Origin of the sequence: Marinomonas flavescens (assembly GCF_004352835.1) — a bacterium.
Taxonomy (GTDB): Bacteria; Pseudomonadota; Gammaproteobacteria; order Pseudomonadales; family Marinomonadaceae; genus Marinomonas; species Marinomonas flavescens.
The window spans coordinates 39,626-53,846 of the sequence record NZ_SJSB01000010.1; the positions used below are offsets into that span (position 1 = coordinate 39,626).

Annotated in this window: 10 protein-coding genes; 1 reads left to right on the forward strand and 9 read right to left on the reverse strand. The window is 41.9% G+C overall.

Annotated features, from left to right (window positions below; all coding sequences use genetic code 11):
- Positions 1-197: 197 nt before the first annotated feature.
- Positions 198-875: a hypothetical protein gene (locus E0D70_RS11450; protein ID WP_133012427.1), complete on the reverse strand. Its 678-nt coding sequence runs from the start codon at positions 873-875 to the stop codon at positions 198-200.
- 1,044 nt (positions 876-1,919) lie between these two features.
- On the opposite strand from E0D70_RS11450, the gene E0D70_RS11455 reads away from it, so the two are divergent.
- Positions 1,920-3,152: a tyrosine-type recombinase/integrase gene (locus E0D70_RS11455; RefSeq protein ID WP_133012428.1), complete on the forward strand. Its 1,233-nt coding sequence runs from the start codon at positions 1,920-1,922 to the stop codon at positions 3,150-3,152.
- A 187-nt stretch (positions 3,153-3,339) separates the two neighbouring features.
- Here E0D70_RS11455 and E0D70_RS11460 read toward each other — a convergent pair whose 3' ends face one another.
- From E0D70_RS11460 to umuD, 8 genes are all read right to left on the reverse strand, one after another.
- Entirely contained in the window at positions 3,340-3,990 is a 651-nt protein-coding gene (locus E0D70_RS11460) for a hypothetical protein (RefSeq protein WP_133012429.1), read from the reverse strand.
- A gap of 85 nt (positions 3,991-4,075) precedes the next feature.
- On the reverse strand, positions 4,076-4,372 hold the full coding sequence (locus tag E0D70_RS11465; RefSeq protein WP_133012430.1) for an immunity protein YezG family protein: 297 nt from the start codon (positions 4,370-4,372) through the stop codon (positions 4,076-4,078).
- Between the two features lie 6 nt (positions 4,373-4,378).
- The gene (locus E0D70_RS17565; protein ID WP_207923251.1) at positions 4,379-5,515 is read right to left on the reverse strand and encodes a DNA/RNA non-specific endonuclease; all 1,137 of its coding nucleotides are present in this window, start codon (positions 5,513-5,515) and stop codon (positions 4,379-4,381) included.
- Between the two features lie 2 nt (positions 5,516-5,517).
- On the reverse strand, positions 5,518-6,300 hold the full coding sequence (locus E0D70_RS11475; RefSeq protein ID WP_240537092.1) for a DNA topoisomerase: 783 nt from the start codon (positions 6,298-6,300) through the stop codon (positions 5,518-5,520).
- A complete protein-coding gene (locus tag E0D70_RS11480) occupies positions 6,300-10,082 on the reverse strand; it encodes an AAA domain-containing protein (protein ID WP_133012432.1) in 3,783 nt (1,260 codons plus the stop codon). The genes E0D70_RS11475 and E0D70_RS11480 overlap by 1 nt, the downstream gene beginning before the upstream one ends.
- Positions 10,079-11,899: a hypothetical protein gene (locus tag E0D70_RS11485; protein ID WP_133012433.1), complete on the reverse strand. Its 1,821-nt coding sequence runs from the start codon at positions 11,897-11,899 to the stop codon at positions 10,079-10,081. Before E0D70_RS11485 ends, E0D70_RS11480 begins: the two co-directional genes overlap by 4 nt.
- Positions 11,900-12,490: 591 nt before the next feature.
- Positions 12,491-13,762 carry a translesion error-prone DNA polymerase V subunit UmuC gene (gene umuC, locus E0D70_RS11490; RefSeq protein WP_133012434.1) on the reverse strand — a complete coding sequence of 424 codons (1,272 nt, stop codon included), beginning with the start codon at positions 13,760-13,762 and terminating at the stop codon, positions 12,491-12,493.
- Positions 13,759-14,208 (reverse strand): translesion error-prone DNA polymerase V autoproteolytic subunit, encoded by a 450-nt coding sequence (gene umuD / locus E0D70_RS11495; RefSeq protein ID WP_133012435.1) that lies wholly within the window; start codon positions 14,206-14,208, stop codon positions 13,759-13,761. The genes umuC and umuD overlap by 4 nt, the downstream gene beginning before the upstream one ends.
- Between the last annotated feature and the right edge of the window lie 13 nt (positions 14,209-14,221).

Here is a 14,221-nt window from a genome sequence, read left to right on the forward strand (position 1 = left end):
GATTAGGTACTCAATAATCAAAAAGCGTTACTGCGAAAATTTTATTTGTGAGTTAGGCGCTAATAATGGGCAATCTAGCTACGTTTATAGCTTAAACCGCCTATGGCCATCTAGATTAAAAAGACTGAGAATCTACTTTTCTGAAAAGTACAAAAAATAATAGAAAAGTTTCGAGCTCATCAATTAATATCAGTAACTCAAAGTACTTTAGTAGCTGTCTTTACAACATTTACTATACCCTCAGATGCTTGCTTTGTAACATCACCTGCAGCCTGCATTTCTTCTTTTTGCTGTGAAGTAATCGCTCTTGAGAATTCATCCCTTAGCTCTTCAAACATTTCACCAGGATTCAACCCAGCGTGCAGTATTAAACCAAGAAAACCTGAAAATATATAAACAAAGCCCCAAAAGCCCATTTCAGTATCTCGAGTCACTACGTTAATAATCACTGCTGCAAAAACAAATACCCATGAAAAACCAGCAATTGCTCGCATCCCAATCCAAGATAAGAGAACAGACATTCCAATTAAAATATAACTACTACTAATTTCATCAGTACCATTACCTACCACTAATTCAACAAAAGAAGAAAATAACAGTGTAATAAGTAAAAACGATAGTAAATGGTAAGTAGACAAGGACCACTTAAGCTTTCCTCTTAAATATAGAGGTGCAACAAAAAACAATGAAATCACACTACTAAGAACCCCAGGGGTAAAATTATGGACGTGTCCTGTAAGGTTAGCTAAAAAACCTAAGTTTTTAAAAGGAATAAAACAAATAGAACATGAGAGAATTAGCAATAGCAAAGAAAGGAATCTTACATATTTAAATTCGATATTTTCATCGCTCGTAATTATATCAATAAATTTCATATTTTTAACATCCATATAATTTAACATTAAGAATACTGTAATCTAAAAGCGAGAATCACCGAAAAATCTCGATTTTACAGTCTCTTGTAAACATGCGATCAAACTCGCTTTTTAACTCCAAAAATGCAGACCTTAACCCGTTAACAAATTGCACTGCAGTGACGTCAATAATCAAGCCATACCATTCAAGATAGATACTGATCTATTACGGTCATAACTGAATTGCTAGTTTTGTAACACAAAAATAGCGTTTCTTCAGTAGACCGGCATTTATTGACAATCATCTGGCTATCTCTCCAAACTGTCAGGACAATTTGCGCAGTGCAATTACATCATGCTTAAACACCAAGACGGTCAGAATATGCTCCTGCAAACCCTTTCTTCATAACTAAATAAAATCGAGCAAATCAAGCCGTAGAGAGAAACTCGCCGTCTAAGCCATGCTGACTAAACCAAGTTACCAGAGTCTTTTTCAAAGGAAATACTTATTCAATTTGTACCTAAATTAATGAGTTAAATGTCACCTCTGACATTACAGTCCGTAACATACCACTTTTTTTATGAGCGAATAAAGGATAAATCCTGACAACATCCGGACAAATAGACTAAAAGAAAGCCTTACGACATAGACGAGTACTTCTAAAACCCTTTGTTCTTCACTGGCCATTACCTATAACACTAATACTCTAATTCTTTGCTGTTTCTGTAGAAGATTAAGCTCAAAGTGGCAAGCAAGGGGAAATGCATGAGATTGGGACCAATTGAACGACTTAGTAGAGTGCGGAAAAATATTTTAGTCAAACGCAAAAAAGCCCTTAGTAAATGAATACTAAGGGCTTTTTTTATTTGATTCTGAATGAATTCAGTACCAAGAAATAATGGCGGTGAGCAAGTCCGCCATAATAGCTTCCAGTAAAATCTAATATAATAAATTAATTCATTATATATCAGTAGCTTATATAAATCTCTTTTCCAGTAGCGTCCAGCAAGATATACTAAAATCCAGCTTCTATTGATGTACTGGTTGATGTACAAGGAAATTCGATGCCAAAAATTGCAAAAGAACTTACTGCCCTTGCTGTCTCTAAGATAAAAAAAGAAGGTCGCCATGCTGTTGGGGGTGTCAGCGGCCTGTCTTTAAAGGTTGCTGGTAACTCCAGGAGCTGGGTGCTCAACATGCTCATGGGAACCAGGATAAACAAAGAAGGCAAAGAGGTTCCTAACCGACTATTTCTTGGCTTAGGTAGTTATCCTGGAATGACACTTGCTGAAGCGAGAGATAAAGCCAGAGAGCTTCGTAATGAAATCAAAGCAGGTATCAACCCTATTGAAGCTAAGCAAGAAAGAAAAGCTGAGGCCATTCGCCAACAAGGTAGAAACACCACTTTCAGTGAGTGCGCTCAATTAGTCTTGAACATGAAAGAAAAAGAGCTTAAAAACATAAAGCACATTGCTCAATGGCGTTCTAGCTTAGAAAACTACGCCTTCCCTGTTATTGGTCATCTTTCCGTTAATCAAATCAACAAAACACACATACTTGAAGTGCTTCAACCTATATGGCTTGAGAAAAACGAAACAGCTAGTCGTTTACGAGGTCGTATCGAAACAATCCTAGACTACGCTAAAGCAAAAGAATTTAGAGAAGGTGATAACCCAGCCGGTTGGAAAGGCATGTTAAAACCATTACTTCCAGAGCCAAGTAAAATCCAAAAGCGTAAACACCATGCCGCTCTTCCCTACGCTGAAATAAGTGATTTCATGAAAGAGCTTTCCAAGCGCCCCGGCCTTTCAGCCAGGGCGCTTGAATTCTCAATATTAACCGTTGCTCGTTCAGGTGAAGTTCGTGGTGCTACATGGAATGAAATCGATTTTGATAACAAGATATGGATTATTCCAGCTGAACGCATGAAAGCACGTAAAGAGCATCGTGTCCCCCTTTCTTCTGGTGCAATAAAGATACTTAACGAGCTTCCTCGTATTGCTGGTGGCAATCTAGTCTTTCCAGGTCAACAAGGTAAGCAAATGTCAGATATGACACTTACCGCCGTTCTTAAACGCATGGATAGAAAAGACTTAACTCAGCATGGCTTCCGTTCCACTTTTCGAGATTGGGCCGGTGAAACCACCAGTTTTCCCAGAGAAGTAATTGAGCACGCTCTTGCGCATAAACTCAAAGACAAGGCTGAGGCTGCTTATCAACGTGGAGATTTACTACAGAAAAGAAAGCTACTTATGGAGGATTGGTTTAAAGAAACTAAAAATTCAGTTTATAAATAAATTTTTTTCTTTATAAACTCTGGGAAGTTCAGATTAAATGAGTAGATGTATAACTAATAGTAGTTACAGTGCTACTTTCTCTAAAAATTGTGATGAACCTTAATTTTTAATAATCATCATTGAGTTGCCCGTTAATAGCTTTTGTAAGCATATCAAAACGTTAATTACCTATTGGTAGTAAATAATTCTAGTCGAGAAATTGTAACCAATTTAGGCGACTTTGAGCAGTAATAGGCATCGCCGAATTTTCACTACTCCTTTTTATCTGTTCCGCTAATTGCTGCTTTAAGTTTTCGTCAACGGGGGCCGATTCTTTCACCAGCGCGATACCATAATCGAGCTGCGATCGACTAAGCGTATTCCATCCGTATGTTTTACTGTCGCGTTCGAAATTTTGGTCCCAATCATCCAATAAGTTGGTGTAACCAAACGTAACCTGATACATGATGTAAGCATCCAATAGCGCGAATGACGGAACCCTAGGCATTAATGAATACAACCGGTTAATACGTTTAAGGTTATCTGGTGAAAGAGTTAGGCAAAGCGCCGTCTTTATCACGTCAGCAATGGCTTTTTGGCACTGAGGGTTGTCCTCAATACCATTCGCCAAGCCTCTGTTTGACATTCGATCGAAAGAGGCCGCTATTGATTCCAGTAGACGCACGTTATCAGGTAACGAAGGCCGTTTGCTGTATTCCACAGCAAACGTTTCGATACTCAGCTCTATCCACTCCAAATTATAACTTAAGGCAGGGTTGTCCATTTGGGTGAACTTGAGTTTTTTCACACACAAATCTTGAGTGAAAGGCCAATAACTAAAATCTATTTCTTGACTCATGCTTACGATCCTGAGCGTACTTATTTGGTTGAAAGTCTTGAGAGAAGTGTCTGTCAACGTGGGACGCAACTTGTTGAGTCACTTTCTAAACCGACTCGAAATTAATGCTAAAGTCACCGGTTGGCTGAAGAGTGAATATGGCTCTATTCCAAGTATTATGCTCATGCTCGGTAGTGATTTGATGAAGATCTTCAAAAGCCTGATAGGCGTTATAGCTGACAACAAAATCATGCTCACTATCTGAGCCATCTTTTTTGTACACGCACTCAAACTCACCCGCGTCTTCTTCTCGGTGAAATACAACAATGGCACTACTCCATTGATCATCTATCGCATCAACGATGTCTTGAGCGATAGTTAGGTAGAGATCATCTACAGTCATTTATGTTCAATTCCCTGGTCGATTATAAAAGAATTTTACTTTGCTTTTGCCATTAGTCCAATACCTGACTGCAAAGGCATCAGGTCGATTACTGTCTTTGCCATAGAGGGGCGAGATTTCGACTTTTATGTCTTTGGGCGGGGTGGCTTTTAAAGCGCTTCGCCATCCATTCTCCATTTTTAACCAGGCGCTGCGATTGAGGTTGGAGTCCATTGGGAGATAGTTGATCTGCTCTCCCGCGCCAAAGAAGGTCGACGCAACCAAGTGACCGCCATCATCAAGGGGAAGACCGTCTTTGATGCCGTCGGTTTTACTGGATTTCGATTGTTGATAGGTGTTTCTTTCTCTTGTTTTAAGCTCCAATTTACCACTAACTAGATTAACACGACCGTTAGCGTCTGTCTTATAAGTATGATCGCCGACTTTGTAGCTTTGGTTTGATTCAAGCTTCGTGTTGAGCTGTTTATTCCAACTGCCTTTTTTGCCCGGTGCGAGTGTGACTACTTGACCCGAATCTTTTGCACTCTTTGGCGTCACCTCTTGCTTAATTTGACTTTGGCTATCGACTGTTATCGTAGAGTGCGTGCCTGCCATAAAGCTTTTCTGCAAGACGAGGGCTTCACTTGGGTGTGAATGAATCGCTTGCATTATCGCCTGACCAGATTGATCGGAGACAGGATGATCATCATCTGCCAAACTCAATGTCATGCCACTGGAGTCTATCAATACTGATGGACTGCTTGCGCTCGGCTTTTGGGGCGCAACTCGTAAGCCAAACAGACCAGTAGCATTGAGTCTCTCATGGATTGGTCGATCGACATCAGGGCTAAGAGAAAGACCAATGGACACCGTGGTCGTGTTGAGCGTTTGGATATGCTTCCGATATTGTTGCACTTCATCCGGGTTAGAAGTCTCATCGGGCTCTAACTTCGCGTAGAGATCTTGATGCAAGAGCTTGAGAAGGCGTCTTTTCAAATCCGGCGATAAACGATGCCAACCGATCAAATGCAACAGTGTCATAATACTGTTGAGATCATTCAGACTCACCTTGCTTGAGAGCGCTTGAATGAGTCTTGAGATCTCTTGCAAACGTTGTTTGTTTAAACGTTCTCCAGTACTACGGGGATAGGTAATGTAACCCATGGCTATTCACCGGACTTATACAGTTTAGTCACTAGACCACCAACACGCTCTGGGCGCTTATCTTGTGAATAAAGCGTATTGGGATCCGTCCATGCTATACCGTTGACCTTGGTCCTTTCTTCATACCCGAACAGATCTTCATAAACCATAAGGATAGGGATATCAGCGGATAGAAGACCTGTTTCTACATCCTGCAAGGTGCTTGAAAGTGACCCATTCCACTCGAAGCTTCCGATATTACCCAAATGCGCCTTGATAGTCTCGTTAACGATTTCACCGATTTGGGTCACGGACACCTCATCGACATTGGTATTAATATCTATCAAGGAAGAATCTTCCATTAACGTGCTTAGAATATTTTCAATCGTAGAAGGACGCGCGATTCCATACAGTTCCATCTGCTCAATTAACTCATCCAAACGAAACACAGGAAGCGCTATTTCCTCACCTTCTAAGGTAATCTCAAAGTCCCCCCGTTTGATGGCGTCTAAGTCATGTTTCGTCAATGACGGTTCGAGCTTGGGTTTGAGCCGATTGTCTTGGAACAATACCCCTTCCCACCATCCTGATTGAATCACCGACTCGACTTCAAACACAAGTGGGATCTGACCATTTTCACTATTGAAAGCGAACTCTAAGGTTTGCTTGATGGTTTCCGCATTTCCCATCTTTTCGGCTTCTTCCATGTGCAAAATCAGCTCAAACAACGCTCTCATATCTGGGTCGTTAATTTCATCCAACACGTCAGAGCTCAAGACACTGATGTCATCATGTGCACAGTTCATCAAACATCATCTCCAATATACAGGCGCTGAAGTAACGCCATGGTCAAACTCGGGGGAAATTTATAGTTGAGGTAAGCATATCGTAACACTCCCGCAGTCGAACGATTGGGTGGAGAGTAAGAGTTGAGTTTGCTCTCAAGCTTATTAAAGCTATACCGATCCGGATCACTCGCCATCGAGGTAATGTTCTTGTCTTTTAATTGATTCTTAAATTTGATCACATCATTAGGTGTCATGTTGCTCAGTCGCCCTTGTATCTTCCTGCCATGCACGCTTAGGGTCACGTTAATTGACGTCGAGCGTACTCGCTCCGCTTCTATTTTTTGCTTGTTCAATAAGTCGAGTACTGCAGCTTTGACACGGCCCATCCCAATATTTTTCTTGTTCTTTATAGGCGCATGCTGCTGGATGACAGCATACATTCGTTGAGCAACCCACTTATCAATAATGTCACGACTGATTTCTGCAGAAACCATCTGTAAATCAAAGTCTCGCGGGGTTTCCTTGGCCAAACTAACATGCTCTTCTGTTATAGCATTGAGCGGTACACGGATCATTTTTCGCGCGAGTTCGGGGGCTATTTTTTTTGTGTGTTGGAACAAGTGCCAAGCGATGGTCTCGCCAACGTTGTCATTGTCCGTTGCGAGTAAAATACTCTTCACTTTCGGGCCTTCGGTGAGGATTGTGTCCAAAGCCTGGGTGCCATTGCTGTTTAAACCATAGTCGGGCAACAATTGTCGCCGTGCCGTCTCTACACTGTCCTCTTGTAACCCAGATTTGGTAACAGCACCATTGGTTGGGTAGACGACATATTCTTGCCCAAGCATCCGCGTCAATACACTCACCTTGCCTCTCGCCTCAACGATAAATAGGTGTTTGGGGAACAGACGTTTTCCATGTTGATTAAGGTAACGCCCTAGAAAGTGGACAGAGTTGCGTGAACCTTGGGAAGTTTTCGGGTCGAATGAAATTTGGTTTAAGTGATACAACTTAGGGCAAATTACAGCGATAAACGACTTCTTCGCTCTTGAGACTGCAACATTTAGTAAGAAGGGTTGTTTCTCAAAGAACAGTCGTGCGCTATCACTGTGCGTCTGTACGCCAGAAAATATCACGATGTCTTTTTCCGCGCCCTGTAACTTATGGATAGTATCGATCGTCGTGTCTTTGATTTCACACTCCGGAATCAAGTGACCATGTGCCTCATTGGTTTTATACAGTGCATCGCGAATCGCTTCGGGCTGTTTATTGAAGGGGGTTACGATCGCAAGCATGGATGCAAGCGCAGGTAGAGCGTCTCCTTTTTTCAATAGCTCTTGCCAACTTCTATAACGCAGAACCACCATTTCAGCGATGAGGTTGGCTTCCTCATAATTGACTTTGGATTTCTTGCCTTTCCCGGCTTCCGAAGACCCAGGAGTTTCCACGTAGGCCATAGCTGGCAGATCTTCTGGGTCGACTTCTTTATCATTGCTTGGCAGATAGAACAGCTTGTTGTCGTAAACCATTCGATTACAGTAATCGATGATTTTTTGAAAACAACGGTAATGCCCCCTCAACATAAAGCCTTCACCTTGGTAGGAATACGTTGAGGCGTGCATTACCAGATGCAATAAACTCCCAGAGGTTGGTGTGAAACCAAGCTCTATCAAGCGTGTAATTTGCTTGGAGCTGTACCCTTCCTTTAACCAAGCACTGTAGTCATCATAGACTGAAATATCTTTCTTATTATCAATCACAGGCTCTAATTGGTTGATGTCTCCAACACTGATCAATTTTCGACACAGCGACATGGAAGGGAGAGCTAAACGAATATCAGCCTGCCCTGACTCATCGGTGATCAGCAAGTCTATCCCACCGTAGACAAAAGAGCGCTGTATGGATCCTGGAGTATAGCTTTTGACCTGCAGTAGCTTAGGCAGCATATGAAGGGTTGAGATAACAACAGGCGTAACCATGCAAATCCGTCTTAACCCTTCAATGATATTCTCTTCTGTTTGAGCAAACAGAACTGAATTTCTCAGTGATAAGAGGTATTCCGCTTCCCAATATCTAGCCGCGATGTGAAACAATAACGGTCGATGCGAGGTATCGAGAAGATGTTCAATGTAGATATCTACCGTTACGCCGTGTAATTTCTCGCCATATTCCGCTTCTGGAATGGCTTCATCTCTAATGCGCTCTCGATTTAAGCGCGCGACAATATCCAGATAACCTCGGCTAGTTTTGTCCATTTTTAGCCAAGCCGAAAACTCTTCCCTAGCCGTGGTGAAATAAGGTAGGCAGTAATCAGTATCAGAGATTGGGAACAAAGTGCTAGGCTCAACATGTTCGGCTCTGATTTGAGCCACGCAGTGCTTCGCTGCAGCAAGCATCTCTGTACTTTGCTCGGTTAGGTACTTATGCAGATAACGTTTCGCTTGTTCTATATTGTCAATGCTCGGGTGCCCCAACCTTTGGCAGTGAAGCTGTAATTTTGCCAAATAGTACGCTTCATGCTCCGGCAAGGATTTGAGATGATTGAGCTCCTCACACACATTCGTCCAGCCAAAGACAAAGGGCTTCTCTTTACCAAAAGCGTCAATCACCGGCGTTTTGGCTCTTTCTTCTTCCGTGAGTTTTTTTAACGCATCGCTGGAGGCTAAAAAGCTTCCGTAGTTATTTATCTTGGGTAACCAGCGTTGGTACAAAATGAAGTCGTCATCGTCATCATGTAGTACGTCAGGAAAGGCGGAGACGACATTTTTCACCGATTGGTTCGTTGCACCCGCAGCAACGATAATCGGACACGGCCTTCCCTCTAGGGCTGCGAGGACACTTTCTTGAGCAATGACCGCTTTTAACATGGATGTCTTACCACTGCCGGGTGGACCACTTACCGCCAATACGTTACCCAACTCAGGGTGTTGGGCCTCACAAGCACCAAGATGTCGCGCCATGATAGAGGCATGACGTTGTGTATTATCTAATGGAAACAGCTCGCGCGCTTTTTTCGGATCGCTCTCCCCTGTTTTTGTATCCATATGCCCCATGATGGCACTCGAGTCGATGTTACCACTGTACCAACCCGTTTGAGATTCAAGATACTGGGTTGATACCGTCTGCGGACAGTTGGTACCTTCGATCGTAGCGAGTAACTTTTTCAGCGGAGTATACTGCCAATCCTCCGCCCTGTCGGCAAGAAGACCTTGGTATAGATTCGAGATATGCGTTAACGAGCCTTCCGAATCAAGGACCGACGAAATGCTAAACTGGACTGTTAAGTCAATATTGCCCAATTGTCCACTGATTGACTTGGTCAATTCCTGCAAGCTACTGAATTCGCAGGTATTATAAAAAAAATTCTTCGCCTCTTTTAACCAAGACTTTGAGGTCCCCAATTGATAATAGGCCGCTACGTTTTCTAGGGCATTCGATGAGCTTGCTAAGGTCAGTTCAGGCTTACTCTCATTGTGTTCACCTAACAGATACTCTGGGTTAATTTGAATCGGCTTGATAGGATTTGGGTGGAGAAAGAAACCACTTTTATCGCTTGGAATGTCGATTTTGACCGGAATAGCCAACAATAAGTAACCTCGACTCTCGCCGCGCTTGACCAGCTCTAAAATCAAATAACTGGAACCATTTGGCGTTGGCAACTTTTTCGGAGTGAGTTTCTGACTTAAATCTTTGTCCCATTCTTCGATTGAGTCAGGAAGTATGAGCTGTGTTCGTTCAGCGTTCTTTAACACTTCGATGTTGTTATGTGATGTTAAAGCGTAAAGAGATTTTAGAGCATTCATTGGCGATACTTAGCGGAAAGGATTTCTTTCACATTGTTGAATTGACCGTTTACCTGGATCTTACAAACGTATTGGTAACATTCAGGCTCTGATATCGTTAATAACTGATGGCTATAGTCTTTGAATTTAAAGGATCGCTTTTTATCTAAAGAATTTAAGTGGTAAACATGGACAGTTTTGTCTGCTTTAGCTTTCTTATCATAATGCGTAAATGCTTGACTGGTTTCCTCGTTGACGAAGGTGAGCTCTTCGATAGAGACGCTACTTTGTCCAGACAAGTCTGTTGCGAGCTCACCGTCATCGATGACTTCACAGGTATCAGCGAGCCACCCTTGCTGCCCTTCGATAAACAGTTCAAGAAGTTCGAGTCTTGCTTTACCCCGGATCCTAGTTCCAGCACCTATTTGGGTTATACCCTGTAATTTCAGTAAAGGTGCGGGTATAAAAATCATATGCGCGACACTCTGTGAGATGACTTGACAGACTAAGTGGTTTCGCAATGCGTAAATACCCAGTTCTCGGTAGACTTTACCGAAAGGGGAATCTTTCTCTTGACTGTAGACATACCAATCATGCGCCGCTTTGCCATCAAACGCGACCAGATCTTGATGGTGATGCCCCGAGGCCAGCGCAATGGGGTCCTTCGACTTTATTTTCCATTCTGGCGCTGACTTTATGTTTTTTTTAAACTCATAGAGACTGACCCTCTCAACGGCCCCTTTCTCGATATAATCAATGACACTGTGAGCAAATAGCTCCGATTGTTTGATGATGAACTGATTTCCATCAAAGGGTTGTGTTTTAAATACTAAATGCTTGACCTTATTATAGATAAAACTGCGTTGATAGGTAATAAATCCTTCGTAATTGGTACAAGTCGAAGACATAATCCCAAGATAGAGCTGACCTTTTTCTCTTTTTAAGGTGACTTTGAGCATGCCTTCAATGAGATCATCACAAGTTAGCTTATCGCCCTCAATACCTAAACGCTGTAGCTCATTTTTCCAAGCGACCGCGCGAAAGGTCGCGCCTAAAGTCTCAAAAGTAAAGTAGTACTTGTCACCGTCACTGTTAAGGAAATAAAAACAGTGCCCTATTTTTTGCGCCTCTAGCTTTTGAGCGAGCTTGTCCTTTGCTTGCTTTACACATACCGTCGACTTATGGTTTTCGTGGTCAAAGACTAGCGTCACATTGTCAATCTCGCAAGACTCCGTGACTACGAGAAAATCATCGATTAAAAAGCCGGGGAACTCGGTATATAGACACTGACCATCGTCACTACAAAACCAAGCGCTGTACCATTTGTTGTTCGTTTTGGCCGGCTTGACTGTGATTTTGTATAAGTAACCCTTTAACTGAGTCAGCTTTGCTTTAGACTCAACCACCTCAAGCTTAAATCCTTTCTCGCCTCTCAAGAACCTTAGCTCTACTAACGAATTCTGAGAGGCGCGGTAGCGGAGTTTTTGATAGTTTTCATCTAATTCAGAAACGAAATTAAGCAGTTCTTTACCATGCATATCTGAGCAAGAAATTTGAGGAGGTATATTATCGTTATACGACACTACAACAATGATAGGTTTTTGGAAATTACCAAACTCTACTGGAATTAGCTGTTCAATAAAATGAGAATCTTTGGGCGTTCCTTTGACCAATGCAATGTATTCTTCCCCCTCTATGGGGTACGTGTAGAAGTGGTTATCTGTTAAGCTTTTCTTACCAATGTATGCGTTTTTAACGCCATTTTTACTTTTAATCTCTGAAAAAAAAGTACCTTTAGGATTCTTACTTAATGTGATGTTGTAGTATTCTAAATACAAAATTGTCCTACCAAATAATCAAATCTAGAAGCTGACTAAGGTTTTTAAACTATTGTTCCATGTAATCCAGATCAGCATGAATGTCGGTAAAAAAGCAATGCTGATTAAACGACCGAACAATATCATTCCTACTCCCACTTTTAGTCTATTAACGTTTGGGGGCCTCAAGGTCTTCTCCCCCTAGATTCGAACGTCGGTTCTGATAAGGAAGATTCTGCTGCTGAGGTGAATGTAGTGGAGACCATGATTATCTTTCTTTTCATCATAATTGAATGAGCTTCAAGTAGGTTATCACCATTTGTTTCCAGCCATTTATCCATCGACAGAAAATACATTATAAACTTTTTGTATGTCTTTTGGTGAATCAAATACTGTCATTATTCGCCGCCGCCCACTCCCCGATTTTCTGGGGTATTGAAGCGACAAAACACATCATAATGTGTGCTAATTAAAATGGGACGAGTTCGACATACAAGAGCTGCTCCTAGTTTAAAATGGTGATTTTATGCTATTAAATGTTTATTTATCTAATTTAATCATTGATAGTAAGTAAATACCTTAAACAATTTGATGATTAACGACACCGTATTCTCACCAGATCTTTGGTAAGTCTTTCCATTTTGTTGTGTAGTTTGGTGACAGATGCTCACACTTCATTGCCCAGGTTGGTGAGACGCCTTGTGAAGCAAAGAATACGTTGCCTAATCCGCTATGATTTATACGGTCTACAACACTCATTAACTTTTTAGAATGCGCTTTATTTGATGATGGTCGAAACAAATCTTCTTGAAATGTTCCATGCTCATAAAAGTCAGAGAAGATGACACCTGCTTTTGCATAGCAAAATCCTTCCTTATAAATACGCTGAAAGATTGCCTCGGTAACTTCTAATAGATCTCTTGTGTCGTCCGTTGGGTTTGGTAGTTCTGCTGTTAAGGTTTTAGCATGCTGAGGTTGTCCATGTATGAATGGACTCGTCCGAATGAACGCGCTCACTACACGACATAAACGCTTCTCTCCACGTAGTTTCTCAGCGCCACGGGTTGTGTATTTTGCAACGGCTTCCCTTAATTCTTGCTTATCTGTCACTTTATGACCAAATGAACGACTGCAAATTATCTGTTGTTTAGTTGGCCTTACCTCTTCTAAACCCAAACAAGACACGCCGTTCAGTTCCTGTACTGTTCGTTCTAGTACAACAGAGAATTCGCTTCTTATGTCTTTAGAATTTCTTTTGGCTAGGTCTAATGCTGTATTAATCCCTTTGGCTCTTAACTTTTCTGCTGTCCGCCTACCCACGCCCCAGACGTCATTTACATCGACCAAGGCCATTAACCGTCTTTGTCGCTCAACGTCCATCAGATCAACCACAGAGCCTGTCGCTGGATATTTCTTCGCTGCATGATTCGCTAACTTAGCAAGCGTTTTCGTTGGCGCTATTCCAACTCCAACGGTAATCCCCGTCCATTGATCTACCTTTGCCTTAACTTGCTGGCCAAAGGCGAGCAAATCCATTGCATACTCAACCCCCGTTAAGTCCATAAACGCCTCATCAATAGAATACACTTCCACCCGAGGCGCTTCTTCTTCAAGTATCGTCATCACCCTATTCGATAAATCAGCATACAATGCATAATTAGACGAAAAGCACACAATGCCATGCTTTTTGATTTCCTCTTGAATTTGAAATACAGGTACAGCCATCTTCAAACCTAACGCCTTAGCCTCTTTCGAGCGAGCCACAACACAGCCATCATTATTGGACAACACGACTACCGGTGTATTCTTTAGGTCTGGACGGAAGAGTTTTTCACAGCTGGCATAGAAGTTATTGCAATCAACTAAAGCAAAAATGACTTTCACTGACTGCGCTCAAATTTTCTAATCACACTCGTTACTACGCCAAATATCTCTAGCTCCGACTCTTCAGTAATCGTAATCGCAGGATAGGCTTTGTTCTTTGGTCTAAGAACAACATTAGGCTTGAGCTCTAATGTCTTTACTGTCATTTCCCCATAAATACAGGCAATCACAATATCCCCATGGCGAGCATTTAATGATTTATCCACCAGCAATACATCACCAGAATGTATGCCCGCATCAATCATCGAATCACCTTGAGCACGTACGTAATAAGTAGAAGCAGGATGGGAAACACAAAACTCATTTAGGTCTAGTGTACGCTCAACAAAGTCTTGTGCTGGTGAAGGAAAGCCAGCAGAAACAGATTCGATATAAAGAGGGATACGTATGCTATTTGAGGCAATAAACGCAGAAGATTCAGAAACACCAAGATATGAAACACGCATAATACGATCAGCT

Bases quoted from the DNA above. Each gene is read 5' to 3' on its own strand.
- E0D70_RS11450 (WP_133012427.1), bottom strand. From the start codon at position 875: ATGAAATTTATTGATATAATTACGAGCGATGAAAATATCGAATTTAAA.
- E0D70_RS11455 (WP_133012428.1), top strand. From the start codon at position 1,920: ATGCCAAAAATTGCAAAAGAACTTACTGCCCTTGCTGTCTCTAAGATA.
- E0D70_RS11460 (WP_133012429.1), bottom strand. From the start codon at position 3,990: ATGAGTCAAGAAATAGATTTTAGTTATTGGCCTTTCACTCAAGATTTG.
- E0D70_RS11465 (WP_133012430.1), bottom strand. From the start codon at position 4,372: ATGACTGTAGATGATCTCTACCTAACTATCGCTCAAGACATCGTTGAT.
- E0D70_RS17565 (WP_207923251.1), bottom strand. From the start codon at position 5,515: ATGGGTTACATTACCTATCCCCGTAGTACTGGAGAACGTTTAAACAAA.
- E0D70_RS11475 (WP_240537092.1), bottom strand. From the start codon at position 6,300: ATGAACTGTGCACATGATGACATCAGTGTCTTGAGCTCTGACGTGTTG.
- E0D70_RS11480 (WP_133012432.1), bottom strand. From the start codon at position 10,082: ATGAATGCTCTAAAATCTCTTTACGCTTTAACATCACATAACAACATC.
- umuD (WP_133012435.1), bottom strand. From the start codon at position 14,208: ATGCGTGTTTCATATCTTGGTGTTTCTGAATCTTCTGCGTTTATTGCC.